This window comes from Lentibacter sp. (assembly GCF_965657785.1).
Classification (GTDB): domain Bacteria; phylum Pseudomonadota; class Alphaproteobacteria; order Rhodobacterales; family Rhodobacteraceae; genus Lentibacter.
The window spans coordinates 130,500-156,589 of record NZ_CBFHPP010000002.1 but is presented as its reverse complement, the minus strand read 5'-3'; the positions used below and the strand labels follow the sequence as shown (position 1 = coordinate 156,589).

The window sequence follows — 26,090 nt, the reverse complement described above, 5'->3', positions numbered from 1 at the left end:
CCGTAAAACTGTCGCGCGGCTTATACGCTCGGCGTAATCACAATTTCCACACGGCGGTTGAGCTGGCGCCCCTCAGGCGTCAGATTGGTCGCCAAAGGCATATCTTCGCCACGGCCCACGGCCTGCATCCGAAAGCTGTTCACACCCTCACTCGCCAAAACAGCCGTCACCGCCTGTGCACGGCGCAAACTCAGGCTCTGGTTGTAGCCCGCATCGCCCGTGTTATCGGTGTGGCCAACCACTTGCACAGTCGAGTCACCATAGGTGTTCAGGCTGCTCGCAACAGACCGGATATCACTGGTCAGATCGGGGCGCAGGCTGGCGCTGTCGCTGGCAAACAAAATATCCTGCGGCATCGTGACAATCAGGCGTTCGCCAGTGTTCACAATCTTGGCCTCGGTGCCAAGCCGCGCGCGCAAATCGCGCTCCTGCTGGTCCAGCGCCGCCCCTGTCAGCCCGCCAAGGCCCGCGCCGACAATCGCGCCGCGAAACGCGCCTTTCTTGCCGTCATCCTGCGTCAACCCGCCGATAATAGCCCCCGCCGCCGCACCAAGCAAAGCGCCTTCCTTGGCCTTTCGGTTCGGATCATTGGGGCTAACAAGGCCCGGATCCGTGCAGCCGGCCAGCAAGACCATCGCACTCACAGCGCCCACACCAATAGATTTTGAAATCGTCTTCATATCTGCCTCGTTTCTTAGTGCCACACATCCTGCGGCTTAAGGCCTATATATACCGTCTGCGCCCCGTCACAAAGAAGCAACACCCGCGTGATCGGCAGCAATTCGCCCATCGCTTCACGCTTCTTCGCGCGCAGACTCCCAAGCCAAGAGCGCCCGCTTCACAGGCAAGCCCCAGTGATAGCCCCCCAGCGCTCCCGATTTGCGCAGCGCCCGATGACAGGGGATCAACCAGCTCACAGGGTTGCGCCCCACAGCCGTGCCCACAGCGCGCACAGCCTTGGGGTGTCCAATCGCCCCCGCGATCTCGCTATATGTGGTCACATGACCCGACGGCACCTGCAACAATGCCTCCCAAACCTTGATCTGGAACGGCGCGCCCATCAGGTGCAGCGCGGTTTCGCCCTTTTGGTCCTGCCCCGCCCTGACCCAGCCCTGAAGCGCCGCTGGCTTCTCTACAAACTCCGCCTTCGGCCAGCGCTGCGCCAAGTCCTCAAAGCAAACGTCGCGGCCCATCTCTTCGGCAAATCCCATCCCGCAAATGCCCCGCTCTGTGCCCATCACCAGCGTTTCGCCAAAAGGTGTGTCAAACCAACCATAGTTCACAGTCAGTCCCGCCCCCTTCTTAGCAAATTCCCCAGGGCTCATTGCTTCCCAACGCAGAAAAAGGTCGTGCAGCCGTCCGCCGCCCGACAGCCCAACAGATTGCGCTGTTTCAAGCGTGGTAAACCGCGCGCTCAACATCCGCTTTGCCTGTCCAAGCTGCAAATACTGCTGATAGCGCTTGGGCGACACACCCACCCAAGCGGAAAAGACCCGCTGGAAATGCGCCGCACTCATATTCATCTCGCCCGCCAGCGCCTCAAGCGAAAGCGGTGCTTCAGAGGCATCAATCGCCGCCAAAGCACGGCGCATCAACTGGTAATGATAGCGCCCCTCGGGCTGGTCCACCTGCATCATATCTCTCCCTTGCACTCACCTTAGCGCTCACAGCTGCATCCCGCGACCCGTTTCCTGCGCAAATTCGCCGCTCTTCAGAGCCGCGTCACAATGGCGCGTTTTAATATTGTATATTTGGAATATGTTTTTCGACGGAGCGCGCAGCTTATTGACATATCGGAGAGTTCGATGAAAAAAATGATCGCAGCGGCCCTCGTCGCCACAGCTTTCGCAGCCCCGGTTCTGGCCAGCGACGGCCCGGATAAACTGGTCACAATCGTCACAACAGCCGAGCCACAGACACAGCTGATGTCGATGGTTCTCACATCTCAAGCCATGGCCAAGGGCCACCCAACGCATATTCTCCTCTGCGGCCCCGCAGGTGATCTGGCCCTCGCCGAGGCTCCCGACTCCGCCACCGCTCCACAGCCACCAATGGGTGCAAGCCCTCAGGGCCTGCTGAAAGCCGCGATGGAAAAAGGCGCAACTGTTGAAGTCTGCGCCATCTACCTGCCTGGAAAAAGCGCAGATGCCTCTGTTCTTATGGAGGGCGTTGGCGTGGCCAAGCCGCCCGCCATGGCCGCTGCAATGTCCGCCGACGACACAATCGTCTGGCCCTTCTAACAAAAAGCAAGAGGCTGGCCTCGCGCCGGCCTCTTGCCCTTTTTGGCCAAGGCAGGCATAGGTTTTGACCATGGCCAAACAACTCAACTATCAAACCCTCCGTGAGATTTTCACCCGCTTTCACGCGGCCGATCCCGCCCCCGTGGGCGAGCTTGATCATGTGAATGTCTATACATTGGTTGTCGCTGTGGCGCTCTCCGCCCAAGCGACGGATGTGGGCGTGAACAAAGCCACAAAAGAGCTGTTCAAAATCGCCGATACCCCTGAAAAAATGCTCGCCTTGGGCGAAGAGGGCCTGATCGAACATATCAAAACGATCGGCCTCTTCCGCAACAAGGCCAAAAACGTCATCAAGCTGTCGCGCATTCTGGTCGAAGACTATGACGGCGAAGTTCCCAATTCCCGCGCCGCTCTGTGTTCGCTTCCCGGCGTGGGCCGCAAGACGGCCAATGTCGTGCTCAATATGTGGTGGCGGATGCCCGCGCAGGCCGTCGATACCCATATCTTCCGCGTCGGCAACCGCTCGGGCATCTGCCCTGGCAAAGATGTCGACACTGTCGAACGCGCCATAGAAGACAATATCCCCGCGGACTTTCAGCTCCACGCCCATCACTGGCTCATCCTGCATGGCCGCTATCACTGCAAAGCGCGCAAGCCGCTTTGCAACACCTGTATCATCCGCGATCTCTGTGAATTTGAGGACAAAAACCTATGAAAAAGTATAAAGTCGTCGGGATCGGCAACGCCGTTGTTGATGTCATCACCCAGTCAACCGACGGGTTCCTCTCTGACATGGGGATCGAAAAAGGAATCATGCAGCTGGTCGAAACAGAGCGCTCCGAACAGCTCTTTTCCGCCATGGGCGAGCGTGTCCAGACACCAGGCGGCTCTGTCGCCAATACAATCGCAGGGATCGGCAGCCTCGGCCTCGCCACAGGCTTCATAGGCCGCGTGCGCGACGACGAGCTGGGCCACTTCTACGCCGAGGCCATGACCCGCGAAGGCATAGAGTTTGTAAATGCCCCCGTCGCAGGCGGCGAACTGCCCACCTCCCGCTCGATGATTTTTGTCTCCCCCGATGGCGAGCGCTCGATGAACACCTATCTCGGTATCTCGGCCGAACTTGGCCCTGATGACGTGGATGAAAGCGTCGCCGCTGGCGCTGAGGTTGTGTTCCTTGAGGGCTATCTCTTTGACAAAGACAAAGGCAAAGACGCCTTCATTCGCACAGCTCGCGCCTGCCGCGCTGCGGGCGGCAAGGCCGGTATCGCCATTTCCGATCCCTTCTGTGTCGAGCGTCACCGCGCCGATTTCATCAACCTGATCGAAAAAGAAATGGACTTCGTCATTGGCAACGAAGCCGAGATCCGCTCGCTCTATCAGGACAATGACCTAGAGGCCGATCTCGCCCGCGTCGCTGCCGCCTGCCCGCTCGTCGTCTGCACCCGCTCGGGTGATGGCGTCAGCATCGTTCACGAGGGCGTGCGCACCGACATCTCGGTGAAAAAGATCGTCCCCGTTGATGCCACGGGCGCAGGCGACCAGTTCGCCGCAGGCTTCCTCTTTGGCCTCGTCACAGGCCGCGATATGGAAACCTGCGGCACCATGGGCAATATCTGCGCCGCCGAAGTGATCAGCCACATCGGCCCGCGCCCGGAGGCCGACATGAAGGCGCTTTTTGCCAAAAACGGCCTCCTCTAAGAGTTACGGGGCTGCAAGCAAGAGGTCGAGCAGCCCCGCAAATTCTCCGCTGTCCAAGTCATCAAACCGCAGGCACAGCGCCCTGATCTCCTCCGCCTTTGCACGGCCCAGAACGGGGTCGGCAAACATATGATACTTGTCGTGCATCTCCTGCTCCGTCAAAGGCGCGTCCACATCGCCCCGCGCCGAGCGCGGCTCCGCCTCATAGCGCACGCCATCCTTTGTGATGATCGTCACAGCCGCCCAGCGCTTCTCCACAGAGCGTGCTGTCATCTCGTCGTCGTCAATAAGCTCTGTCGCCTCGCTCACGCGGATGATGTCTTTGTCCTCCAGCACAGAAGCGTCCATCTCGGCCGCGCCAAAGCCACCCCGCACAATCATCGTCGCAACAGGAAAGGCGATCGAATAGGCAAGCTCGTCCATACTCGCAGGCCTGTGCCCCGCCAGCCGCGTGGCATAATGAAACGTGCGAATTTCAACCCGCGCCACATCGCTATGATGCAAACCGTTCTCTTCCATCAAAGCCTGCGCCGCATCCATTGACGGGTGCGCCCAGCGACAACAGGGAAACTTCTTGTAATGCGTGTCCGCCAGCGTCATCCAATCAGAGCCTAATCCAGCCCAAAACTCTGTCGCCTCCTCGCTTTCGCAGGTGAGCGCAGGCGCGCCCGTAAAGCCGTCCTGCGCGAGGTAAGCCGCCGTCACACCACTTGGCGCGCCCCAGCCGACGCCGTCGCGCAGCATGGTCGGAAAGTCGATACAGCGCATCATCTGGCTGCGCGGCCCGTGATATTCGCCAATCCCCGCCGCATGGCGCACGCCTTCGCCGTCAAGCCCAAGCATCCGCGCCACGGCCACAGCCACGCCCACAGCCGTCCAGCTTCCCGAGGTGTGATAATCAGGGCAGGTGGCGTGCTGCGCCTTGCCCGCGCGACTGCTGACCTCATAGCCGATCGCCAGCCAAAGCAGAAAGTCTGCCCCCGTCACAGCCCGCCCCTCAGCGCGCATCGCATCAGCCACTGCCAGCAAAGCGGGGAAAACAGCGCTGCCCACATGGCCCTTGTTCGGCGTGGTCCCGTCGTGAGCATCGACACTATCAACGGTAAATCCGCCCGCCATAGCCGCACCGACAGGGCTAACAGCCCGCCCATCCATTAGCATCCGCGCCGCCCCGGCGCTACCTGCCCCGAACAAACGCATAGTGCTCTTACGCGCCGCCTCCGCCATATCCGTTGTCGCGCCAATCGCGGCCACGCCCATCGTGTCGGCAAAGCTCACGCGCAGCAAAGCGCGCATCGCCTCTGGCACATCTTCATACATCAGCCCCGTGGCAAACCCGTGCATCGTCTGCGTCATAAAAAACTCCCCCGCTTTTCAGCGAGAGAGTGACAGAGGCCACTGATTTGAAAAGCCCTAAAGTGAAAGCTCAGTCGCCAAGTTTGGCATGAACCTCATCAAGATCAATCTCGCCAATCGGCATCTTGTTAGACGGATCGTTGAAATCATACTTAAACAGCTCGAAGTCGCGCTTAAAAATTTCGTAGACCAAATGCATCGACAGATCGTCGAAATAGTCTTCAACATTGTGCAAGCGCTTTGGCCCATGGCCTTCGCTTTCGTTAAACCGCGGGATTTTCTTGAGGTTGACCTTATGAGGCGTCTCGATTGCATCCAGCACGCCTTGCATCCCGTCGTTAAACTGTTCGGTCCAGAAAATATTGTCATAGCGCCCGCCATTGGCGACAAAAGTGCCGACATGGCCCGACATCGCGCTCCAGTGAATGTCAGGATCCATCGGACGCCGCCAGCGGATGGTATCACGCGCAAACAGAAGAAAGCGGCGGAAGCTCTTGATCTGGTCAAACTCTTCCTTGCCATCGTCGCCGCCGACTTCGATCCCGTATTTCTGGATCAGAAGCGGCACAAGATTGCCCCGATAGCGGCGGCCATTGCGCTGAATTCCGCAAATTTTGTCAAAAAAGCTGGAGAGAATTCGCGTGTAAGGATTTCTCACGCAGGTAAAAGCATATGAATTATGCGTCTTCACATTGGCGTTGATCAGCCCCTGGCTCTCTTCGCGCGCCCATTTGTGCAAACCGTCTGTCGCATCATGGATATCGCCGTCAAAAAACGCGCCATGATCAGAATAATACATGATTTGGCCAATTGTGGAGCAAGCGCATTTTGGCACCACGCGATAAACCACGCTCTCACTTTCAGTCATCCACGTTCCGGGAAAACCCATATTTTGCCTCCTAAAGCTGCCTTACGCAGCGGTACTCGTTATTTTTAATCGCAAAAAAGCAAAGATTTCGTGTTTATTCAACTGCACTTCACCTTTATCAAGTAAACAGTGTGTCTAACTAGGGGTAAATGTTTCGAATATGGCAAAAATAGCTTTCATCCTTCTTTGCCATAAAGACCCAGAGGCCATCATCAAGCAGGCCGAACGCCTCACCGCTGTGGGCGACTATATGTCGATCCACTTTGATGCCCGCGCCAATCCGGACCATTTCACCGCAATAAAAGACGCGCTTGAAGGCAACCCGAATGTGACTTTCGCCAAAAAGCGGATCAAATGCGGCTGGGGCGAGTGGTCTTTGGTGCAAGCCACGCTCCTTGCCGTCGAAGCAGCGGTCGATGCTTTCCCCCGTGCCACACATTTTTATATGCTCTCGGGCGATTGCATGGCCATCAAATCCGCCGAATACGCCCATGAGTTTCTTGACCGTGCCGATGTCGACTATGTCGAGAGCTTCGATTATTTCGAAAGCGACTGGATCAAAACCGGCATGAAAGAAGAACGGCTCATCTATCGCCATTTCTTCAACGAGCGCACCCAAAAGCGCCTTTTCTACGCCGCCTTCCATCTTCAGCAAAAGCTCGGCCTCACCCGCAAAATCCCCGACGATCTCCAGATCCAGATCGGCAGCCAGTGGTGGTGTCTGCGCCGCCGCACGGTCGAATGGATCATCGACTTTACCAAAAAACGCCGCGACGTGATGCGCTTTTTCAAAACCACATGGATCCCCGACGAGACGTTTTTCCAAACACTCGTGCGCCACCTCGTCCCCGAACACGAGATCCAGACCCGCACACTCACCTTCCTTATGTTCACCGACTATGGCTTGCCGGTGACGTTTTACAATGACCACTACGATCTGTTGCTCAGCCAGGACTATATCTTCGCCCGCAAGATCAGCCCCGAAGCCAAAGAGCTCAAGCGCCGCCTCGGCCTCCTCTACGCAACCCGCGGCTGGGATTTCAAAATTTCCAATGAAGGCGCGTCGCTCTTCAAGTTTCTTGCGGGTCGGGGCCGTATTGGCCGCCGCTTCGGTCTGCGCTTTTGGGAGAACGAAGGCTCCCTTGGCCGCGAACGCGAAATGCTCATTATCGTCTGCAAAAAGTGGCACGTCGCCAAACGCCTTGTCGAGCGTATCCGCAAGATGACCAATGTGCCCTGCATCGAATATCTCTTCAACGAAGAGGCCACAGACCTCCCCGATCTCGGCGGCATCCAGTCCACAATGGACAAACGCCACCGCCACCGCCGCGCCCTCGTTCGAATGTTATTTGATTATTATGACACCGACCAGCTCGTCGTCTGTATTGACCCAAGCAACCTCGACCTTCTGCAAGACTTCTGCGCCGACCGCGCCAAAACCCGCTTGCTCGAAATCGAGTGCCGCTTCTCTGACGACTATCTCACAGGCCATGCAAAACGCGTTGGCCTTGCCGGCGAGAAAACCCCCAAAGAAACGCTGGAGCGCCTCCTTCCCACAATCCGCGCGGATATGATCCATGAAAGTGACGAGCTGCGCGACGCCAGTTTTGATGGCCACTTCCGCCTCCGCGAAACCGAGACAATAGAGGCCAACGCCGCCGCATTGGCACAATTCCTCGCTGTCACCCCCGAAAAATCCTATGAAATCGCCAATATCGACTATCTCTTTGCCGATTGATCAGGCCGCACGCCCGCCTTATACTACCTCCAACATCACGCGCGGTAAGGACAAAACAATATGACAACCCAAGCTCCAGAAACCAAAATCGTTGACAGCTACCGCGTGGCCTGTGACGGCGGCGAAGGCGGCCATCCACGCGTCTGGCTCCAGATCCCGAGCGAGCACGGCTGGGTCGAATGCCCCTATTGTGATTGCAAACTGGTGCACAAAGACTTCGAAGGCAAAGTCTGAGCCACAAAGCCTTTCACAAGACACAGGTCGCCCACGGGCGGCCTTTTTGATTTAGGGCGTAGCAGGGCGACAGACATGATCAATTTTCATGGCGCGCCCCAAGCCGGAGACTTCCCCCTTTCAGCGCGGCCCGCTTCGTGGCAAACCTACAGGGCATCCAAGGGGAGACACGCGCATGACATTCGGCAAAGGCTGCCACCTTCATCTGATCGACGGCTCTGCCTTCATCTTTCGCGCCTATCACGCGCTGCCGCCGCTCACGCGCAAGTCTGATGGCCTACCCATCGGCGCGGTCGCGGGGTTTTGCAATATGTTGCACCGCTACGTCGAAGGCAACACAGGCCCCGACGCGCCCACTCATGTCGCCGTGATCTTTGACAAAGGCTCCCATACCTTCCGCAACGATATGTATGACCTCTACAAAGCCAATCGCGACGCCATGCCCGAAGATTTGCGCCCGCAAATGCCGCTCACCCGCCGCGCCACCGAGGCCTTCAACATCGCCTGCAAGGAGCTGGAGGGCTATGAAGCCGACGACATGATCGCGACACTGGCCGTCCAAGCCCGCGAGGCTGGCGGCCGCGTGACCATTATCTCCTCGGATAAAGACCTGATGCAGCTTGTCGGCGGCGGCGTCGAAATGCTCGACGCCATGAAAAACCGCCGGATCGACCGCGACGGCGTGCACGAAAAATTCGGCGTCTTCCCCGAGCGCGTTGTCGATGTTCAGGCGCTCGCAGGCGACTCTGTCGATAACGTCCCCGGCGCGCCGGGGATCGGGATTAAAACAGCCGCGCTTCTGATCAATGAATACGGAACCCTCGAAGAGCTTCTCGACCGCGCAGGCGAAATCAAACAGCCCAAGCGCCGCGAAACCCTGATCGAGCACCGCGCCCAGATCGAGCTGTCCAAGCGCCTCGTGCAGCTTGATTGCGAAACGCCGCTCGACTTCGGCCTTGATGATCTTGAAGTCAAAGAGCCAGACCCAGACAGGCTCCTCGGTTTCCTCGCCGAAATGGAGTTTCGCACGCTCAGCAAGCGCATCGCCGACCAGCTCGGCGCAGAAGCGCCAGAGATCGTCGAGCCCGACGCGCCAAGCGCCCCCGCCGGCACGCCCGAGGCCCCCGATTTTGGCGAAGCCACCTATGAAAAGGTCAGCACAGCCGAAGACCTGGCCGCTTGGATCGCCCTCGCAAAAGCCCGCGGCTACGTCGCCGTAGATACCGAAACCACGGGGCTTGACGAAATGCGCGCCGATCTTGTCGGCATCTCGCTCTGCGTTGAGGCGGGCCATGCCTGCTATATTCCGCTCGCCCATAAAGACGGCGAAGAAGGCCAGCTCTTTGGCTCTGATGAGCTGACAAAAGGCCAAATCGGGCTGGAACAGTGCCTGTCCCTGCTCAAGCCATTGCTCGAAGACCCCTCGGTCATAAAGATCGGGCAGAACATGAAATATGACGCCAAAATGCTCAAGCGCTACGGTGTCACAATCGCCCCGATAGATGACACCATGCTCATGTCCTACGCGCTTCACGCAGGCGAGCACAACCACGGCATGGACGCTCTCTCAGAGCGCTACTTGGGCCACACACCGATCCCCATCAAATCGCTCCTCGGCGGCGGCAAATCCGCGATCACATTTGACCGTGTCGGGATCGAAGACGCGGTGAAATACGCCTCCGAAGACGCCGATATCACCCTGCGTCTCTGGCAGATCTTCAAGCCACAGCTGCACGCAGCCAAAGTCACCTCCGTATACGAACGCCTCGAGCGCCCGCTCGTGCCTGTGCTCGCGGAGATGGAGATGCACGGCATCAAGGTGGATCGTGACACGCTCAGCCGTATGTCCAACGCTTTTGCGCAAAAAATGGCTGGATTAGAGTCTGAAATCCACGAATTAGCAGGGCGCAGCTTCAATGTCGGCAGCCCAAAGCAGCTCGGCGAAATCCTGTTTGACGAAATGGGCATCGAGGGCGGCAAAAAGGGCAAAACAGGGGCCTACGCCACGGGCGCCGATATCTTGGAGGAGCTGGCGACAGAACACGAGCTCCCCGCCCGCGTGCTTGACTGGCGCCAGCTCTCAAAGCTGAAAAGCACCTACACCGACGCGCTCCAAGACCATATCAACCCCGAAACAGGCCGCGTCCATACCTCCTATCTGCAGACAGGCGCCACCACGGGCCGCCTCGCCTCCTCTGATCCAAACTTGCAGAATATTCCCATCCGCAGCGAGGAAGGCCGCCGCATCAGAGAGGCCTTTATCGCCGAAGAAGGCAAAACGCTCATCGCGCTTGATTATTCACAAATCGAACTGCGCATCCTCGCGCATATCGCAGGCATAGACACGCTGAAGCAGGCCTTCCGCGACGGCCACGATATTCACGCCATGACCGCCTCGGAAATCTTTGATGTGCCGCTCGACGAGATGACCCCCGACATCCGCCGCCGCGCCAAAGCGATCAACTTCGGAGTGATCTATGGCATCTCGGGCTTTGGCCTCGCACGCAATCTGCGCATCCCGCGTGGCGAAGCGCAGGGCTTCATCGACCGCTACTTCGAGCGCTTCCCCGGCATCCGCGCCTATATGGACGCAACGACCGAATTTGCCAAAAGTCACGGTTATGTAGAGACGCTTTTTGGCCGCAAAATCCACACACCCGAGATTGCCGCCAAAGGCCCCCGCGCGGGCTTTGCCAAGCGCGCGGCCATCAACGCGCCCATCCAAGGCACAGCCGCCGACATCATCCGCCGCGCCATGATCCGTATGCCAGAGGCGATTGCAGACTTGCCTGCGAAGATGCTTTTGCAGGTGCACGACGAACTTTTGTTTGAAGTTGAAACCGAGGCCGTCGAGCAGACCATCGCTGTGGCCCGCGAGATTATGGAAGGCGCAGCGGAGCCCGCCGTGAAGATTGATGTGAAGCTGATTGTCGACGCGGGCCAAGGCGCGAACTGGGCCGAGGCGCATTAATCTGTTTCGAAGTGTGCTTCGCACACTCCGACCCGTTGAGGGGGACCAGTCCCCCTCAAACTCCCCCTGGGATATTTGTCGCAAAAAGAAAGACTAGGCCGTCTTTGCGGCGTGCTGGCCTGCCCATTTGCCTGTGGCGAGGCAGGCTGTGATCAGATAACCGCCTGTGGGCGCTTCCCAATCGAGCATTTCGCCTGCAGCGAACACATTGGGCTGGGACTTCAGCATGAGGCCTTCGGTGAGCGCCTCAAAACGTAAGCCGCCAGCTGTGGAAATCGCCTCGTCAAGCGGCCTTGGGCCAGTGTGAACGAGAGGCAGGTTTTTGAGATTCTCTGCTGTTGATCCGTCTCTATCCTTGCCAAACTCGAAGAAAAGCGCACGCTTCACGGGATCAAGCTTGAGGCGTTTGAGCACATTGGGCAGGCTCTGTTTGCCCGCTTTGGCGAGCCGTGTTTCGACATCGGCCAAGGGCACATCTGGCATCAGATCGAGCCAGAGCGCCGCCCCCTCGCGCATGGCTTTGGAGAGCGCATAAATGCCGCCCCCCTCCAAGCCACGCTTTGAAACAACAAACTCGCCACGGTGCTTTATCCCACCAGCGCGCAGCTCGACCTGCTTGACGGGCGCGCCGAAAAGCGGCGCCATATGTGCCGACCAATCCACAGCAAAGCCCATATTGGCAGGTTGAAACGGCGCAACCAGATCAGGCATCTCTGCGGCCCAAGCGCCATCAGAGCCAAGCCGCGCCCAACTTGCCCCGCCCATGGCCAAGACGGTCACATCAGGCGCGAGTTTGACCTGCCCCTCTGGCGTTTCAAACTCTGCTCCGCCGACCCAACGCCAGCGCGTTTTGAGTTCGACACCCAGCGTCTCAAGCCGCCCGAGCCATGCCCGCAACAGCGGGGACGCCTTCATCGCCTTGGGGAACACCCGCCCGGAAGAGCCTGTAAATATCTCTTGGTCCAGCGCCTCGGCCCAACGCTTCACATCTTCTGGCCCGAAGGCCTCAAGCATCGGGCGCAGCGCGGGCGTTTCATAGGCCGCGACAAACTCCTCAAAGGCCTCGTCTTTTGTCAGGTTCAGTCCCGACTTTCCCGCCATGAGAAACTTGCGCGCCGGCGAGGGCTTGGCCTCGGCCACAGTGACGCGCAAACCCGCTTTCGCCAGCTCTTCGGCCGCCATCAGCCCCGCAGGCCCCGCCCCTATGACCAAAGCTTGCTTCATGGCGCGCGCTTGTCGTGAAGCTCCACCACGCGGTGGGGATAGGGGATCGTGATGTTGTTGTCTTTCAGCGCGTTCCAGATCAGGAAAAGCACATCGGATGTGAATTTGTTTTCGCCGTCGTCCAGCCCGTTGACCCAGAACTCGACCGCAAAATCAACGCCAGAGTCGCCAAAGCCGCGCAGCTCGCAGTCAGGCGGATAGGGCGCATCGAGCACTTTGGCGTGCGTCGCGACAGCCGCCTCGACAATCGCGGGGACAAGATTGATGTCGGTGTCATAGCTCACAGAAAAGGGCGCCTCATAGCGGTTGGCGCTGCCAGAATCCGAATAATTCACCACCCGTGTGATGATAAAGTCTTCGTTGGGAACAACAATCCAGCGGCCATCAAACGTCTCTAATATGGCCGCGCGCGCCGTCATTTTGACAATCTTGCCCGCCTCGCCGCCGTCAAGCGCGACATAATCGCCCACGGTGGCCTGCCCTTCGAGCAGAAGGATCACACCCGAGATAAAGTTTGAGGCGATCTTCTGCAAGCCAAAGCCAAGCCCGACGCCAATCGCGCCCCCAATCACAGCCAGTGAGGTGAGCGAAATCCCCATGATGTTCATCAGGAGCAGGAAGGCGACACTAAAGATCAGCAGCTCTGCCGCCTTCGCCGCCAGCGTGCGCGTCGCCGCAGGCATTTCACGTTGTTTTTCGATGAACGCATTGGACTGGTCGTTAGACCAGCGGCCCAGCCAAAAAAGCACTGACCCGGCAATCAGCCCGCGCACCACTGACATCAGCGAGAAGCTGATATTGCCAAGGCCGATCACGGTTTCGGTCAGCTTCAAACTGACCAGATCAAGCAAGCCAACAGCATAAAGCGCCATCACAGGGACAAGCACATAGCGCCCGAGCAGTTTCAGAAACGGATCGCGCAGCGCCTCATTGACCAATGTGCGCGCCGCAAGGAAGAGAAACACACGCTTGCCAAAGGCAATCACAGCGCCTGAGTCAAACAGCGAGCGCACCACGCTTTCGCCCACCGCCGTAAAGACATAGGCCAGAAGCGGCAGGATCAGCGGCACAAACATCAAAAGCCAGCGCCGCCCGCTGGCCAGCATATTTTGCTGCGCGGCATCGGGCGTCAAAAGCTGCGCAAGCTTGGGGCGCAGCCGCCGTGTCACAATCACAGCCAAAACATAAGCCAATATCAGAAGGCCAAATTGCGACCACGCCGCAGGGCTCAAAAGCCAGCTCTGCGCCAAAGTCCAGCCTTGTTCGGCATAAACCAACGCCGTTTTGATGATCTCCGGTTGCCCGTCCATCTCTACATCCCTTACCAACTGGGTTAAACAAAACCCTAATGCCTCTTTCGGCCCCTTTTGACAACTGAGCAACGCAATGGAAACGCCCGATCCGATCTGTCCGATCTGCCTCCGCCCTATTCCTGCGGGCGTGCCGCAAAGCCGGCATCACCTGATCCCGCGCCTGCGTGGCGGCAAAGGCGGCGAAACGGTGCTCCTCCATCAGATCTGCCACAACGAAATCCATGCCTCCTTGAGCGAAACAGAACTGGCGCGCAGCTATAACACGCCCGAGGCCCTGCGCGCGCATCCACGGCTGGAGAAGTTCATCCGCTGGGTCGCAAAGCGCCCGCCCGACTTCAAATCAAAAACTCCGGGCAAGCGCCGCAGCCGATAAGCCGGTTTGCGCGAGCGCAAAGTAACGCATCCAAACGTGCTGTAGACTTGAGAGATTATAAGGAGAGTTCACAATGACCCTGACATACTCGGAAGACGACAGCACCAAAACGGCCATGATCACCGTGTCTGGCAAGATAACCCGAGACGATTACGACGCGGTGATGGTCCCCATTCAAGCCTTTATAGACAAGCATGGCAGCATCAACTTCATCGAAGTGATAGAGAGCCTGTCAGGCTTTGAGCCGTCCATAATCTGGCCTGGCCTCAAGTTTGACATCGCAAATCTCAAACACATCAACCGCGTCGCTGTTGTCTCCGATCTCGGTTGGATCAGCCCCTTTACCAAAGCGGCGGGGTATTTCATGTCGACAAAATTGCGTATGTTTGATCTCGCAGACCTTGACGAAGCGCAGGCTTGGATCAGATCATCCGCTTGATCCCCAAGACAATCTCAGGCTTTGCCGCCAGCACGTGAGCCGCAAGCTCTCGCGCCTGATCCATGAGCGCCTCGGGCGCAACAATGCGGTCGATCAAACCAAAGGCAAGCGCCTCCTCTGCCATGATCTTTTGACCGCCCATCAAGACAAGCTTGGTGCGCGCAGGCCCGATCAGCGCGCTCATCCGCGCAGGATCAGAAGGCTGTGGCAAAAAGCCGAGCTTCATCACAGGATAGAAAAATTTCGCGCTCGGCACGGCCAGTCTGATGTCACAAGCAAGCGCCATACCCATAGCGCCGCCTGCCAGCGTGCCGTTGAGCGCGGCAATACTGAGGCCTTCAAAGGCCGCCACAGCGCTCGAAAGCCGCTCCCACAAAGGAGAGGTCGCAAGCCCTGCGCGCGCCTCGTCAAGGTCGGCCCCGGCCGAGAAAACCTTCCCCTCGCCCGTCAGCACAAGCACCCGTGCCGCACTCGCGCCCTCAATGGTTTCGCAAAGCTCTTCCAGCATGGCAGCCGTGAGCGAATTGGCCTTTTCAGGGCGGTTTAGAGACACAACCCAGAAGGCATCGTCTTTTGTCAATGTGATCATATCAGGCCCACCGCCTTGCGCAGCCCCTCGTCGCGCAGGGCCAGTTCCTGCCCCAGAAACGGGTCCGCCGCCGCACTGCACATCCAGAGAAGCGTGCGCGCAGGCCACTCGGCAGGGATATGATCTTCCCAGTTCATTTCACTGACGGGGTTTACACCGCTCGCCTTGATTTCGCGCTGCATTTGCGTCGCCACAGTTCCGGGCGAAAGCCCCATCACGCGCAGCCCCTGTGCCGCGCCTTCCACATGGGCGGCCTTGGTCATCATGGCGGCCCCCGCCTTGGAGGCGCAATAGTGGCTCCAGCCGTCAAGCGCATTATGCGCCGCACCAGAGCTGATGGTGATGATCGTGCCGTGACCTTGCTTGAGCATATGCGGCATTGCCGCGCGCATCCCGTGATACACCCCCTTGAGGTTGATATCGATGGCCGCGCCCCATGCCTCGGGGTCGCTCTCTGCCAGCATCGCCACAGGCTCGATCACGCCGGCGTTGCCAATCAGGATATCAAGGCTGCCAAACCGCCCGATGGCGTGCTCCACAGCGTCGCGCATATCGCCGTATCTGGAGACGTCACAGGCAATCGCCATAGCGTTTTCGCCAATATCAAGCGCGATCTCGTCAATCACCGCTTCGCTGCGCGCCGTCAAAACAACATTGGCCCCTTCGCGCGCAAAAAGCCGCGCCGTGGCCTCGCCAATCCCGCGGCTCGCGCCCGTGATCAGCACAGTCTTGCCAGTTACATCACTCATGTCATCCTCCTGTTTCCCAACAGTGGTAATCTGCTGATATGCTAAGGTCCAGCAGCATCCCCCTTGACCTGCCGCCTCGCGCCCACAACATTAAGCAGATCGTATTCCCCGAAAGGTTTTTCATGTTTCTCCGCCCCTTGCTCCTCAGCAGCGCCGCCTTTGCCCTCACAGCCACAACCGCCTTGGCCGATCTCAAAGCGCAAGATGTCTGGATGGACTGGAAGAGCTACATTCAGGGCTTCGGCTATAGCGTCCAAGGCGCCGAGGCCACATCAGGCGACAGGCTGACAGTCTCGGACCTCACACTTACGATTCCGCTGCCAGAGCAAAACAGCCAGATCACGCTGGATATGGGCGCGATGTCCTTCACCAGCCTCGCTGACGGCACAGTCCAGATCACCGTGCCAGACAGACTTCCAATGGCCTTCAACATGGTCTCAGACGGCGAAAGCGAGCTCGCAGGAACCCTTACCTACGACACAACAGACCTCTCCCTCATCGTCTCGGGCACCCCCGACGACATGACTTACGACACATCAGCCGCCACGCTTGATATGAGCCTTGCCAATCTCACCGTCGAGGGAAAGCCTGTCGACATAGGCACACTCGCCATGACCATGGCAGGCCTCACCGGCACCTCCAATATGAAGCTCGGCACGATCCGCAATGTTGTGCAGTCCTTCGCCGTCGATAGGCTGAGCTACACGGTTGATCTAAAAGCGCCCGATCTGGAAACTTTCAAAATGACAGGCGCGCTCAATGCGCTGTCGTTCAACGGCACAGGGGCCTACCCGAACGCTGGCAGCCCTAAGCCGCAAAATATCTCGGCCCTGCTCGCATCGGGCTTCGCTTTTGACGGCGGCTTTGCCTATCAAAACGGCAACAGCACTTTCGAAATCTCGGAAAGCGGACAGAAAACAAGCGGCGCATCCTCCTCCCAAAGCGGCCTCCTCAAAGTCGCCATGAGCGCGGCAGGCCTGCATTATGGCGGCGAGGTCACTGCCCTCAGCTCGACCATGACAAACAGCCAGTTTCCCTTGCCGGTCGCACTGACTGCCGAAAAAAGCGCCTTCGCCCTCACAATGCCCATCAGCGCATCTGATGAAGCGCAAGACTACGGCTTCAAAATCGAATTGAGCAATTTCACGACTTCCGAAATGCTCTGGGCCATGGTTGACCCAACAGCCCAGCTCCCCCGAAATCCCGCCACGCTGCACATAGACCTCTCGGGCAAAGCAAAACTCCTCTTTGATATGCTCGATCCAGACAGCATCGCCGCGCTTGAAGCGGGCGCGCAAAGCCCCGGCGAAGTGAACTCCGTGACCCTCAACGCGCTTGAGCTTTCCGCCGCAGGTGCCTCCCTCACAGGCACAGGCGCGTTCCAGATCGACAACACCGACACCCGGACATTTGCAGGCGTGCCCAAACCCGTCGGCGCGGTTGATCTCAAGCTCGTCGGCGGCAACGGCCTCATAGACAAGCTCGTCGCCATGGGCCTGCTCCCCGAAGACCAAGCCATGGGCGCGCGCATGATGATGGGCCTCTTTACCATCCCAAGCGAAACCCCCGATACACTCACCTCCAAAATCGAGGTGACCGAGCAAGGCCACGTCCTCGCCAACGGCCAGCGCCTGCGCTAACACAAGCTAAAAGTGATCCTGCGGGGCGTCGCTCCTGTATAGCTTGCAATTGCAACTGACAGGGGCGATCAAATGCCTGACAAACCGGTTCTCATCATGGGCAGCGCTCCAAATGTCACCGCCTGCGCCGCTTGGCCCCGCTCCCGCTTTTCTGCCATCGTCGCGATCAATAACGCATGGCAGGTCCGCCCCGACTGGACCCACCACATCGCGCCCGACGATTTCCCCCGCGAGCGCGCGCCCCAAGCTCTCCAGGCAGGCCAGATGCGCGTAACATCCTCCGCCTATGTCCCCGCCAACAACCGCTACGGCGGCATCCTCTATGCGGGCGGCACAATGGCCTTCACAGCAGGTTATTGGGCGCTCGCCGCGCTCAAGCCCTCCGCCATGCTCTTTGTCGGCTGCGATATGATCTACCCACAAGACAAGCGCACACATTTCTACGGCACAGGCACAGCAGACCCGCTGCGAGACGATATTTCCCTGCGCAATCTTGAGGCCAAATCGGCCCGCCTCATGCTCCACGCCGCCGCCCAAGGCTGCGCCTGCCTGCGCGCCGACACGCCCGAAAGCCGGCTGGTTTTTCCCACTGCAACGCCCGAAGCCTTTGAAACAGAGGCCGTCCTCCCAGATGCCGAGGCCTTCCAGTCTGTAAAAGCCGAGGAGGAAAAACTCGCCTACCACGTCCCCTCAGGCCGCTATTGGGACAGCAAAACGCCGTTCTCGCCGCAAAAGCTCGACACCATAGACGATCTCTGGCTCGCCGCCCTCGCCGCCTGAGAAACGCAGTCGTGACTTGAACGCGCACCGCTTATGGCCCACAACAGTCTCATGAAAAACACGCTGGAAGCCCTCGCCCAATCCGCTCTCGCCGCCGCGCTCAAAGCCGGCGCCGACAGCGCCGATGTCATCACCCTTGAAGGCCGCTCTGTCTCGCTTGATATCCGCCAGGGCAAGCTCGAACAGGCCGAGCGCGCCGAAGGGACAGACCTCGGCCTGCGCGTCATGGTCGGGCAGCGTCAGGCCATGGTCTCCTCCTCCGACACCCGCCCCGAAGCCATCGCCCAAGTCGCCGAGCGCGCCGTCGCCATGGCCCATGAAGCGCCCGAAGACCCCTACATAGGCCTTGCCGCGCGCGACGCGCTGGCCACATCGTGGGATATCGCCGCCTTCGAGCTTTATGACGATACCCCCGAGCCAAGCCCCGACGCGCTACAGGAAGACGCCCGCCGCGCCGAAGCGGCAGCACTGGCAAACAAGGGCATCAGTCAGGTCCAATCCGCCAGCGCAAGCTATTCCCAAACCACAGTCCAGCTCGCCACAAGCACAGGCTTTTCTGGCGGCTACCAGCGCTCCTCGCGTTCGCTCTCTTGCGTCGCCATCGCAGGCACAGGCCTTCAGATGGAGCGCGACTATGACGGCGACGGTCGCATCTTTCAGGCCGATCTGCGCTCCGCAGAGGAGATCGGCGCCCTCGCCGCCGCCCGTGCCGTCGAGCGGCTCAACCCCAAAAAGCCTAAGACAGGCAGCTACCCCGTCCTGTTTGACGAGCGCATCTCAAGCACCCTCGTGGGCCACCTCCTCGCCGCGGTAAATGGCGCAATGGTCGCGCGCGGCTCCTCATGGCTGCGCGACGCTCTGGGCGAAGAGGTTCTGCCCAAACATCTTTCCATTCTGGAAGATCCGCACCGCCCGCGTACCTCGGCCTCGCGCCCGTTTGATGCCGAAGGCCTGCCCACGGCCCCCCGCCATATCGTCCGCAACGGCGTGCTTGAGGGCTGGACACTTGATCTTGCCAACGCGCGCAAACTCGGGTTGCAAAGCACAGCCAACGCCGCGCGCGGCACAGGCAGCGCACCCTCGCCCAGCGTCTGGAACATCGCCCTCACCCAAGGCACAGACACCCGCGAAGCGCTTCTGCGCGACATGGGCACAGGCTTCCTTGTGACCTCGCTGATCGGTTCCACAATCAATCCCAACACAGGCGACTATTCCCGCGGCGCATCAGGCTTCTGGGTCCAGAACGGCGAGATCATCCACGCCGTCAACGAAGTCACAATTGCGGGCAACCTGCGCGATATGCTGCGCAGCATGACCCCCGCCAATGACGCCCGCACACATCTCTCCCGCGTTGTGCCCTCCCTGCTCGTCGAAGGGCTGACCCTTGCAGGATCCTGACCTCGAGCTGCTCATAAAAGCCGCGCATACCTCCGGCGAAATCGCCACAGGCTTCGCCATGGACCGCCTCAAAAAATGGGACAAGGACGCAGGCGCAGGCCCCGTCACAGAGGCCGACCTCGCCGTCAACGCCTATCTGGAAGACACCCTCCAAACCGCCCGTCCCGACTATGGCTGGCTGTCTGAAGAAACCGAAGACACAGCGGCCCGCCTCGGCAAGACCCGCGCTTTCGTCATTGATCCCATAGACGGAACCCGCAGCTTCATCGAAGGCGCAACAACTTGGGCACATTCGATCGCCGTGGTCGAAAACGGCCTGCCTGTCGCGGCCGTGGTCTATCTGCCCCTGCGCCAAAAGCTCTACGCCGCCGCAAAAGGAAAAGGCGCAACCCTCAATGGCGCACCCATCACCGCGTCAAAACGCAGCGCGCTGTCAGGCGCAGAGCTTCTCGCCGCCCGCCCCGCCTTTGAGCCACATCATTGGAAAAGCGCTCCCCCCGATCTCAAACGCGCCTATCGCCCCTCACTGGCCTACCGCCTCGCGCTGGTCGCCGAAGGCCGCTATGACGGAATGCTCACCCTGCGCCGCTCATGGGAATGGGATATCGCCGCTGGCGCCCTCCTCATCACAGAAGCAGGCGCCAAGGTCACGGACCGAAAAGGCAAGGCCCTCAGCTTCAACAAAACAGACCCCGCCTCAAACGGCGTCGTCGCCTCAAGCACTGGCCTCCACGCCGAGCTGATCAAAGCTCTCGCCTAAGCCCCGCGCTTCCTCTTTCTATAAATATCCTGGGGGAGCGCGAGGGGGCAAAGCCCTCTCGCACCACTCGGATTTTCGCAAAGCGAAAATGCGAAACCTAAAGACCCGCCTCGACAATGGCTTTCGCCAGAAGCGGCACAGTCTCGCGGTTCAAACCGGCAATATTCATGCGACTGTCAGGGATCATATAAATCCCGTTTTTCTCGCGCATGAGTTCCACCATATCAGGCCCCGTGCCCAACAAAGAAAACATCCCGCGATGCTCGCGCAAAAAGTTGAAACGGTCCGAGTTGGTGAGCCGTGCAAGTTCGCCCGCAAGCTGCTCGCGCAGACCAAGCATTCCAAGCCGCACCTCTTCCAGCTCGCTCATCCACTCCGCTTTCAACGCGTCATCGTTCAAGATCATGCTCACAAGCCGCGCGCCGTGGTCGGGCGGAAAGCTGTAATTCTGACGGTTGAGAAAGGCGAGGTTCTCCTGCGTCAGCGGCGTCTTGCTCGCGTCCTGAGACACACACATCAAAAGCCCCGTGCGCTCGCGATAAATGCCAAAGTTCTTCGAGCAGCTCGCCGCGATCAGACATTCAGGCACGCTTGCAGCCACAAGCCGCGTCGCCGCCGCATCTTCCTCCAAGCCGTCGCCAAAACCCTGATAGGCAATGTCCACCATCGGGATCGCGCCCTTGGTATTCATCACCTCAATCACTTGGCCAAACTGCTCAAGCGTCAGGTTCGCCCCCGTCGGATTGTGGCAACAGCCGTGCAGCAGCACAACATCGCCCGCGCGCAGCCCGTCCAAGTCCGCCATCATCCCGTCAAAATCGACAGAGCGCGTCTCGGCGTCAAAATAGCGATACTGCACACACTCAAGGCCCACATAGTCCAGAATGCTGATGTGGTTCGGCCATGTCGGATTGCTCACAAACACCCGCGCCTCAGGCGTGGCCATCTTGATCATCTCAAACGCCTGCCGCACAGCGCCCGTGCCGCCCGGTGTCGCCGCCGCGCCGATATTTTCGCGCGCCACAGCTTCGCCAAGCACCAGCTTGATCATCGCATCCGCATAGGCAGGGTCGCCCACAAGGCCAACATAAGCCTTGGTCTCCTGCTCTTCCCAGAGCTTGTGCTCGGCCTGCTTGATCGCGCGCATCACAGGCGTGACGCCCAGCGCGTTCTTGTAAACTCCGACCCCGAGATCAATCTTACCGGGGCGCGGATCAGCCTTAAACTTGGCCATCACTTGCATGATCTTATCAACAGGTTGGTTCTTCAGGTTCGAAAACATCAGGCGTCTCCCGTTTTCACTGGCAGCGTTCCAAACGCGCCCCATTCGGCCCATGAGCCGTCATATACTGCGTGGTCCGTCTTGCCGATCCGCTCCAAAGCAAGCGAAAGGATCGCCGCAGTGATCCCTGATCCGCAGGTGGTGATCACAGGCTTGCCAAGATCGACGCCCGCCGCTTCAAAAATCGCGCGCAATTCGTCTGGCGCTTTCAGCGTCTTGCTCTCGGTGAGCAGCTCGCCAAACGGCACATTCTTGGAGTTCGGGATATGCCCGCCGCGCAGCCCCGCGCGCGGCTCGGGCTCCGTCCCCGCAAAGCGCCCCGCCGAACGCGCATCAACAATTTCATAATCGCCAAGCTTCGCTGCCGAAGAGACCTGCGTGACATCCTTCACAAGATGGTTCTGCACCCTGACAGTCATATGCCTGTCGCGCACAATGGGCGGCAGGTCTTCGGTCTTGCGCCCCTCAGAAAGCCACTTCGGCAAACCACCATCCAAGACAGCGACATTCTCCTGCCCCATCAGCTTGAACAGCCACCAGACCCGAGGTGCCGAGCTGACACCCACTTGGTCATAGACAACAACCTGATGCCCGTCGCCGACGCCCATGGCCCGCATCCGGCTCATAAACTTCTCAACAGGCGGAACCATATGTGGAAGCTCGGAGCGATGATCGGAAATCTCGTCAATATCAAAGAACCGCGCGCCCGGAATATGCGCCGCGTTGTAGCCCGCCACAGCATCAAGCTCGATATGGGGCAACACCCATGTCGCGTCCAGGATCCTCAGATCAGGGTTTTTCAAATGTGCGGCAAGCCACTCTGTGCTCACCAAGGTCTTGGGATCATCTTGCGCCATCATCACCCTCATCTTTCATCTCTCAAATCTCTAGCGCGCAAGACCCAAAGGAGCAAGGCCGAGCACAGTTTCCCGCCCTCGGCCTTTTCACAAATCTCTCTGGCGTCTCTTACTTGCCGATCATGTTGCGCAAGGCCGTAGCAGCCACAGCCCCCGTAGGCGTCAGTCGCCGTGGCGCAAGAGGCGCTGCTTCTGGCGGCCCCAGTCGCGCTTGGCGTCAGAGGCGCGCTTGTCGTGGTTTTTCTTGCCCTTGGCGATCCCGATCTTGAGCTTCACCATACCCCGATGGTTGAAATACATCACCAACGGAACAAGCGTCATGCCCTTGCGGTTGGTCGCGCTCCAAAGATTGGCAAGCTCCTTGCGACTGATCAGCAGTTTGCGCCGCCGCCGCTCTTCGTGCTTGAATTGCCGCGCCTGCTTGTAGGGCGCAATATAGCTGTTCACGAGCCAAAGCTCGCCGTCTTCCACAGCCGCATAACTTTCGGCAATGTTGGAGCCGCCCTCGCGCAGCGACTTCACTTCCGACCCCTCAAGCATGATCCCGCATTCAAGATCATCCTCAATCGCATAATCATACCGCGCCCGCCGGTTCTCGGCGATCACCTTATAATTCGGATCTGATTTTCCATTGCCTTGTGCCATGCCTGCCAGATAATCACCCAAACATCAAAAGTCGAGAGCGCTCGTCGCCTTCCGAACACACCCGCCGTAGGCTGCGCATTCGTTGCGCAACTTGCCAAACCTGCGTGCGAAGTCATTGTGCAGCTTACCAAACCCTTAAAAGTTTTTTTTAAAGGTTAACGCGGGCGGGCGGGCGTTTTGCCGGTGCACGGGTGGTGCACGCATGGTGCACGCTTTTCACCCCCCTAGAATCAGCCGTTAACCCTCTGCGCGCGCTGCGTTAACATCGACGATCTCGGCCTCGTCGATTTCGGGGTCAATATCAGGGTGTTTGTCGTCCCCCGCCCCAACGATCAGCGGCAGCATCGCCGCACTCGAAAGCGCCTGCACCTCGCTCTCGGGTGGACGCTTCCAAGACAGAGTATCAAGTGCGCCGCAGTTGTCGCAGGTCGGCGTCCATTCCGCATGAATATGCTGGCAATTGTCACAGACCCACTGAGGCCCGCGCGGCGCGCTCAAGGCCCGCGCCAGCCAGCCTTTCACCACAGTATCAGACGCGCCCTCGCCCCGCTCGACAGCCGCCATAATCGTCAGCGCACGGGCGTCCGCCTGTGTCTCCACAAGGTCGCCCAAAGCGCGCCTTGCCTCGGGAAAGTTCTCCGCCGCGATATTGAGTTCGGCCACTAGCATTTTTGTCTCAGGGTCGTTCGGATTGCTCTTGGTCAAAGCCCGAAAACGCTTGATGCGTTGGTCAGGTGTTTCCTCGGGGCTAATGTCGGCAAACGCGCCCGCCAAGTCAGGGTGCGGGCGTGCTGCCCAAGCCTTGGAGACAACGCGCGCCGCGTATTTCGGCTTGCCCTGAGCGATGTAACTTTTCGCCGCCATCACAGCCGCAGGAATGAGATCAGGCGAGAGTTTATTCGCCTCGATTGCGCGCTCCTGCCCGTCAATTCCGCTGTCCTCGGACAAGACATCTTTCGCCTCGCTCAGCGCCAGAACGGCGTCGCGTCGCTTGTGCACATCGCGCGGCAGGCTGCCGTGTTTGAGCTTGGCTTTCAGCGTCTCGCGCGCGCCCTTCCAATCCGCGCCTTGGGCCTGTAATTTAAGGAGAATGTCCTGTGTTTCTTCATGGGTGGGCTTGAGCGCAAAGGCCGACTTCGCCAGCGCCAGCGCCTTGTCGGTGTCGCCCGCTGCAAGGCGTTGTTTCATGATCCCACGCACCCCGACAAAGCGGGTGCGGTCTTCCGTCAGCAGGCGCTTGTAAGCCTCCTCGGCCTTGCCCTTATCGCCCGCCATTTCGGCGGCCTGCGCTGTCAAGAGATTGGTCAGATCGGGGCGGTCGAGATACTTGTTTGCCCGCGCCGCCTTGGCCATAGCGAGCCGTCCCTCGCCAGAGGCAAGCGCCAGCATTCCGTCGGCCAAAGCCTGAAAGCCCTTGCGCTCTCGGTTGCGGTCAAAGTAGCGCGAAATTGCGGTTTCATCGCCGTTGAGAAAGTGGAATGTGGCGAGCAAAAGACCCATCACCTTCAGGAAAATCCAGACCGCAATCACGAGCAAAACGAGCGCAATCACAGCTTGCAGCGGCGAGAGGCTATACTCCTGCCCCGCAATGGCAATGCGGATACCGCCCTCCATGGCAAGCAGCTCCAGCGCGCCAAAACTGACCCCTGCAATCAGGGCGAAAAAAAGAATAATCTTTATCAATGACCAAAGCATATCGTCACCCTCAATTCGTCTTCATTGTCTGGCTCAAGGCCTCGGCTGCCATGGTCGCCGCCTGACGCGCTTTGGCGTCATCCAGCCAGCCCTGAAGCGGCACTTTGGCGGCCTCTGGCAGGCCTTCGGCCTCGGCCAAAGCATCGCCCAAACGCCCCTCGCGCACCGCCGCTTCCATCCGTGACAGCACAGCGTCAGGGTCGGTGCCCTCTCGCGGCTCAAGCGAGCGCGCGCCAAGTTGAGACTTCAGGAAAGCACCAAAACCGCTTGTCTCACTGCCCTCCAACCTCCGAGCCACCCCCAAAGCCTCTCGCGCCGCCTCTGGAAACGCCGCACTCAGCCTTGCAACCGTTGGCACACCTGTCGCCTGAGTGACCAGCGAATCAGGCACATCAATTCCGGTTGCACTCAAGCTTTGAAGCGCATCTCCAAATTGCGATCCCGTCTCAAGTGACGTCAAAATCTGGCTCATCGCCGAGCGCCGCAACGCCTCCTCTGCCGTCATCTCTGCCGACGCCCGTTTGGCCTCGGCCTCCGCCGCCATAGCGCCAATCTCTGCGCGCAGCTCGTCCATCTCGCGTTGATACGCCTCCACGGCCAAGGGCGAGGCATTGGCAACAGGGGCTTTTTCCAGAGTGGCAAGCCGCACTTCGAGCGCAGCAATCGCATCGACAGACGCCTTCATCGCCGCAATCTCGCTTGCAAGCCCTGAGACTTGCCCACTGACATCTGCAAGCTGCGCCTCAATCGCGCTCGCATCGGCGATCTCGGCTTTCAAGGCCACAATCTCTTGGCTCTGCGCGTCCAGCCTCTGCGCCACTGCGACCATAGGGTCTTCGCCCTGCGAAGGCAGCCAGGCCGCTGGCAAACTCGGCAGTACATAAAGCGCCGCGCCAAAGCCTATTCCTGCGGCAACAACACCGCCAAGAACCATCGGCACAAAACCGCCCTTGCGCACAATGGTCGCTTGCGGGGCTGGGTCGGGTTCTGCTGTCTCTTCTGTAGGTGCGTCTGGCTCGGGCGCCTCTTCCGCGTCCGCTACAGGCGTATCCAAATCTTCGGGCTCAGGCTCGGCTGGCGCAACATCCTCGGATGGTGTCTCAACATCCACCGCCTCGATCACAGCCTCTTCTACCTCGGAGCTGGCCTCTACGGTTGGCTTTTTGGTTTTGCTTGTCTTGCGTGCCACAGCGCACGGCCCTCCCGAATCTCACTCGATTTACTATACCAAACAGAGC

General features: G+C 59.3%; 25 protein-coding genes. 12 read left to right on the top strand and 13 right to left on the bottom strand.

All coding sequences use genetic code 11. From position 1 onward, the window contains the following. Positions 1–20: 20 nt before the first annotated feature. Together ACTF58_RS01965 and ACTF58_RS01960 are read right to left on the bottom strand one after the other, a co-directional pair. Positions 21–680: an OmpA family protein gene (locus ACTF58_RS01965; protein ID WP_438990279.1), complete on the bottom strand. Its 660-nt coding sequence runs from the start codon at positions 678–680 to the stop codon at positions 21–23. 114 nt (positions 681–794) lie between these two features. Beyond that, complete coding sequence (locus ACTF58_RS01960; protein ID WP_438990278.1) at positions 795–1,634, bottom strand: methylated-DNA--[protein]-cysteine S-methyltransferase; 840 nt, start codon at positions 1,632–1,634, stop codon at positions 795–797. Positions 1,635–1,805: 171 nt separating this feature from the next. Here ACTF58_RS01960 and ACTF58_RS01955 point away from each other — a divergent pair, with 171 nt between their 5' ends. The 3 genes from ACTF58_RS01955 (at position 1,806) to ACTF58_RS01945 (ending at position 3,941) form a co-directional block, all read left to right on the top strand. Further along, the gene (locus ACTF58_RS01955; RefSeq protein WP_438990277.1) at positions 1,806–2,240 is read left to right on the top strand and encodes a hypothetical protein; all 435 of its coding nucleotides are present in this window, start codon (positions 1,806–1,808) and stop codon (positions 2,238–2,240) included. 70 nt (positions 2,241–2,310) lie between these two features. Beyond that, entirely contained in the window at positions 2,311–2,955 is a 645-nt protein-coding gene (gene nth / locus ACTF58_RS01950) for an endonuclease III (RefSeq protein WP_438990276.1), read from the top strand. Then, positions 2,952–3,941, top strand: coding sequence for an adenosine kinase (locus ACTF58_RS01945; RefSeq protein ID WP_438990275.1), 990 nt, complete (start codon positions 2,952–2,954; stop codon positions 3,939–3,941). The genes nth and ACTF58_RS01945 overlap by 4 nt, the downstream gene beginning before the upstream one ends. A 3-nt stretch (positions 3,942–3,944) precedes the next feature. Here the strand turns inward: ACTF58_RS01945 and ACTF58_RS01940 are convergent, their stop codons facing one another. Together ACTF58_RS01940 and ACTF58_RS01935 are read right to left on the bottom strand one after the other, a co-directional pair. Then, complete coding sequence (locus ACTF58_RS01940) at positions 3,945–5,297, bottom strand: MmgE/PrpD family protein (RefSeq protein ID WP_438990274.1); 1,353 nt, start codon at positions 5,295–5,297, stop codon at positions 3,945–3,947. A 70-nt stretch (positions 5,298–5,367) separates the two neighbouring features. Then, positions 5,368–6,186, bottom strand: a complete 819-nt coding sequence (locus ACTF58_RS01935; protein ID WP_438990273.1) for a sulfotransferase family protein — start codon at positions 6,184–6,186, stop codon at positions 5,368–5,370. Positions 6,187–6,325: 139 nt separating this feature from the next. Here ACTF58_RS01935 and ACTF58_RS01930 point away from each other — a divergent pair, with 139 nt between their 5' ends. The 3 genes from ACTF58_RS01930 (at position 6,326) to polA (ending at position 11,108) form a co-directional block, all read left to right on the top strand. Beyond that, positions 6,326–7,903, top strand: a complete 1,578-nt coding sequence (locus tag ACTF58_RS01930) for a DUF5928 domain-containing protein (RefSeq protein ID WP_438990272.1) — start codon at positions 6,326–6,328, stop codon at positions 7,901–7,903. Positions 7,904–7,963: 60 nt separating this feature from the next. Beyond that, positions 7,964–8,137 (top strand): zinc-finger domain-containing protein, encoded by a 174-nt coding sequence (locus ACTF58_RS01925; protein WP_438990271.1) that lies wholly within the window; start codon positions 7,964–7,966, stop codon positions 8,135–8,137. Between the two features lie 175 nt (positions 8,138–8,312). Beyond that, complete coding sequence (gene polA / locus ACTF58_RS01920) at positions 8,313–11,108, top strand: DNA polymerase I (RefSeq protein WP_438990270.1); 2,796 nt, start codon at positions 8,313–8,315, stop codon at positions 11,106–11,108. Between the two features lie 93 nt (positions 11,109–11,201). On the opposite strand, the gene ACTF58_RS01915 is transcribed toward polA, so the two are convergent. Further along, complete coding sequence (locus ACTF58_RS01915; protein WP_438990269.1) at positions 11,202–12,332, bottom strand: TIGR03862 family flavoprotein; 1,131 nt, start codon at positions 12,330–12,332, stop codon at positions 11,202–11,204. Beyond that, positions 12,329–13,642, bottom strand: coding sequence for a mechanosensitive ion channel family protein (locus ACTF58_RS01910; protein ID WP_438990268.1), 1,314 nt, complete (start codon positions 13,640–13,642; stop codon positions 12,329–12,331). The genes ACTF58_RS01915 and ACTF58_RS01910 overlap by 4 nt, the downstream gene beginning before the upstream one ends. Positions 13,643–13,718: 76 nt before the next feature. On the opposite strand from ACTF58_RS01910, the gene ACTF58_RS01905 reads away from it, so the two are divergent. Together ACTF58_RS01905 and ACTF58_RS01900 are read left to right on the top strand one after the other, a co-directional pair. Continuing rightward, positions 13,719–14,018, top strand: a complete 300-nt coding sequence (locus ACTF58_RS01905; RefSeq protein ID WP_438990267.1) for an HNH endonuclease — start codon at positions 13,719–13,721, stop codon at positions 14,016–14,018. Between the two features lie 73 nt (positions 14,019–14,091). After that, positions 14,092–14,457 (top strand): STAS/SEC14 domain-containing protein, encoded by a 366-nt coding sequence (locus tag ACTF58_RS01900; protein WP_438990266.1) that lies wholly within the window; start codon positions 14,092–14,094, stop codon positions 14,455–14,457. Here ACTF58_RS01900 and ACTF58_RS01895 read toward each other — a convergent pair. Next, positions 14,441–15,046 (bottom strand): enoyl-CoA hydratase/isomerase family protein, encoded by a 606-nt coding sequence (locus ACTF58_RS01895; protein WP_438990265.1) that lies wholly within the window; start codon positions 15,044–15,046, stop codon positions 14,441–14,443. The genes ACTF58_RS01900 and ACTF58_RS01895 overlap by 17 nt on opposite strands. After that, positions 15,043–15,795: an SDR family oxidoreductase gene (locus ACTF58_RS01890; RefSeq protein ID WP_438990264.1), complete on the bottom strand. Its 753-nt coding sequence runs from the start codon at positions 15,793–15,795 to the stop codon at positions 15,043–15,045. The genes ACTF58_RS01895 and ACTF58_RS01890 overlap by 4 nt, the downstream gene beginning before the upstream one ends. A gap of 122 nt (positions 15,796–15,917) precedes the next feature. Between ACTF58_RS01890 and ACTF58_RS01885 the strand changes: the two genes are divergently transcribed. From ACTF58_RS01885 to ACTF58_RS01870, 4 genes are all read left to right on the top strand, one after another. Continuing rightward, positions 15,918–17,435, top strand: coding sequence for a DUF2125 domain-containing protein (locus tag ACTF58_RS01885; protein ID WP_438990263.1), 1,518 nt, complete (start codon positions 15,918–15,920; stop codon positions 17,433–17,435). 72 nt (positions 17,436–17,507) lie between these two features. Continuing rightward, positions 17,508–18,215 (top strand): hypothetical protein, encoded by a 708-nt coding sequence (locus ACTF58_RS01880; protein WP_438990262.1) that lies wholly within the window; start codon positions 17,508–17,510, stop codon positions 18,213–18,215. 51 nt (positions 18,216–18,266) lie between these two features. Beyond that, complete coding sequence (locus tag ACTF58_RS01875) at positions 18,267–19,613, top strand: TldD/PmbA family protein (protein WP_438990370.1); 1,347 nt, start codon at positions 18,267–18,269, stop codon at positions 19,611–19,613. Continuing rightward, positions 19,600–20,373 carry an inositol monophosphatase family protein gene (locus ACTF58_RS01870; RefSeq protein ID WP_438990261.1) on the top strand — a complete coding sequence of 258 codons (774 nt, stop codon included), beginning with the start codon at positions 19,600–19,602 and terminating at the stop codon, positions 20,371–20,373. Before ACTF58_RS01875 ends, ACTF58_RS01870 begins: the two co-directional genes overlap by 14 nt. Positions 20,374–20,470: 97 nt before the next feature. Here the strand turns inward: ACTF58_RS01870 and ACTF58_RS01865 are convergent, their stop codons facing one another. From ACTF58_RS01865 to ACTF58_RS01845, 5 genes are all read right to left on the bottom strand, one after another. Continuing rightward, the gene (locus ACTF58_RS01865; protein WP_438990260.1) at positions 20,471–21,655 is read right to left on the bottom strand and encodes an aromatic amino acid transaminase; all 1,185 of its coding nucleotides are present in this window, start codon (positions 21,653–21,655) and stop codon (positions 20,471–20,473) included. Next, the gene (gene sseA, locus ACTF58_RS01860; protein WP_438990369.1) at positions 21,655–22,512 is read right to left on the bottom strand and encodes a 3-mercaptopyruvate sulfurtransferase; all 858 of its coding nucleotides are present in this window, start codon (positions 22,510–22,512) and stop codon (positions 21,655–21,657) included. Before sseA ends, ACTF58_RS01865 begins: the two co-directional genes overlap by 1 nt. 162 nt (positions 22,513–22,674) lie before the next feature. Then, positions 22,675–23,157 carry an SsrA-binding protein SmpB gene (gene smpB / locus ACTF58_RS01855; protein ID WP_438990259.1) on the bottom strand — a complete coding sequence of 161 codons (483 nt, stop codon included), beginning with the start codon at positions 23,155–23,157 and terminating at the stop codon, positions 22,675–22,677. 237 nt (positions 23,158–23,394) lie between these two features. After that, positions 23,395–24,852 carry a heme biosynthesis protein HemY gene (locus ACTF58_RS01850; RefSeq protein ID WP_438990258.1) on the bottom strand — a complete coding sequence of 486 codons (1,458 nt, stop codon included), beginning with the start codon at positions 24,850–24,852 and terminating at the stop codon, positions 23,395–23,397. A gap of 10 nt (positions 24,853–24,862) precedes the next feature. After that, positions 24,863–26,041: a COG4223 family protein gene (locus ACTF58_RS01845; RefSeq protein ID WP_438990257.1), complete on the bottom strand. Its 1,179-nt coding sequence runs from the start codon at positions 26,039–26,041 to the stop codon at positions 24,863–24,865. Between the last annotated feature and the right edge of the window lie 49 nt (positions 26,042–26,090).

What these genes read in the sequence shown, in the direction of transcription:
- ACTF58_RS01905 (WP_438990267.1), top strand. Translation starts at nt 13,719, where the DNA reads ATGGAAACGCCCGATCCGATCTGTCCGATCTGCCTCCGCCCTATTCCT.
- ACTF58_RS01910 (WP_438990268.1), bottom strand. Translation starts at nt 13,642, where the DNA reads ATGGACGGGCAACCGGAGATCATCAAAACGGCGTTGGTTTATGCCGAA.
- ACTF58_RS01875 (WP_438990370.1), top strand. Translation starts at nt 18,267, where the DNA reads ATGAAAAACACGCTGGAAGCCCTCGCCCAATCCGCTCTCGCCGCCGCG.
- polA (WP_438990270.1), top strand. Translation starts at nt 8,313, where the DNA reads ATGACATTCGGCAAAGGCTGCCACCTTCATCTGATCGACGGCTCTGCC.
- ACTF58_RS01850 (WP_438990258.1), bottom strand. Translation starts at nt 24,852, where the DNA reads ATGCTTTGGTCATTGATAAAGATTATTCTTTTTTTCGCCCTGATTGCA.
- ACTF58_RS01955 (WP_438990277.1), top strand. Translation starts at nt 1,806, where the DNA reads ATGAAAAAAATGATCGCAGCGGCCCTCGTCGCCACAGCTTTCGCAGCC.
- ACTF58_RS01895 (WP_438990265.1), bottom strand. Translation starts at nt 15,046, where the DNA reads ATGATCACATTGACAAAAGACGATGCCTTCTGGGTTGTGTCTCTAAAC.
- ACTF58_RS01925 (WP_438990271.1), top strand. Translation starts at nt 7,964, where the DNA reads ATGACAACCCAAGCTCCAGAAACCAAAATCGTTGACAGCTACCGCGTG.
- ACTF58_RS01900 (WP_438990266.1), top strand. Translation starts at nt 14,092, where the DNA reads ATGACCCTGACATACTCGGAAGACGACAGCACCAAAACGGCCATGATC.
- ACTF58_RS01885 (WP_438990263.1), top strand. Translation starts at nt 15,918, where the DNA reads ATGTTTCTCCGCCCCTTGCTCCTCAGCAGCGCCGCCTTTGCCCTCACA.
- sseA (WP_438990369.1), bottom strand. Translation starts at nt 22,512, where the DNA reads ATGGCGCAAGATGATCCCAAGACCTTGGTGAGCACAGAGTGGCTTGCC.
- ACTF58_RS01965 (WP_438990279.1), bottom strand. Translation starts at nt 680, where the DNA reads ATGAAGACGATTTCAAAATCTATTGGTGTGGGCGCTGTGAGTGCGATG.
- ACTF58_RS01940 (WP_438990274.1), bottom strand. Translation starts at nt 5,297, where the DNA reads ATGACGCAGACGATGCACGGGTTTGCCACGGGGCTGATGTATGAAGAT.
- ACTF58_RS01865 (WP_438990260.1), bottom strand. Translation starts at nt 21,655, where the DNA reads ATGTTTTCGAACCTGAAGAACCAACCTGTTGATAAGATCATGCAAGTG.
- ACTF58_RS01915 (WP_438990269.1), bottom strand. Translation starts at nt 12,332, where the DNA reads ATGAAGCAAGCTTTGGTCATAGGGGCGGGGCCTGCGGGGCTGATGGCG.
- ACTF58_RS01930 (WP_438990272.1), top strand. Translation starts at nt 6,326, where the DNA reads ATGGCAAAAATAGCTTTCATCCTTCTTTGCCATAAAGACCCAGAGGCC.
- ACTF58_RS01880 (WP_438990262.1), top strand. Translation starts at nt 17,508, where the DNA reads ATGCCTGACAAACCGGTTCTCATCATGGGCAGCGCTCCAAATGTCACC.
- ACTF58_RS01960 (WP_438990278.1), bottom strand. Translation starts at nt 1,634, where the DNA reads ATGCAGGTGGACCAGCCCGAGGGGCGCTATCATTACCAGTTGATGCGC.
- nth (WP_438990276.1), top strand. Translation starts at nt 2,311, where the DNA reads ATGGCCAAACAACTCAACTATCAAACCCTCCGTGAGATTTTCACCCGC.
- ACTF58_RS01935 (WP_438990273.1), bottom strand. Translation starts at nt 6,186, where the DNA reads ATGGGTTTTCCCGGAACGTGGATGACTGAAAGTGAGAGCGTGGTTTAT.
- smpB (WP_438990259.1), bottom strand. Translation starts at nt 23,157, where the DNA reads ATGGCACAAGGCAATGGAAAATCAGATCCGAATTATAAGGTGATCGCC.
- ACTF58_RS01890 (WP_438990264.1), bottom strand. Translation starts at nt 15,795, where the DNA reads ATGAGTGATGTAACTGGCAAGACTGTGCTGATCACGGGCGCGAGCCGC.
- ACTF58_RS01945 (WP_438990275.1), top strand. Translation starts at nt 2,952, where the DNA reads ATGAAAAAGTATAAAGTCGTCGGGATCGGCAACGCCGTTGTTGATGTC.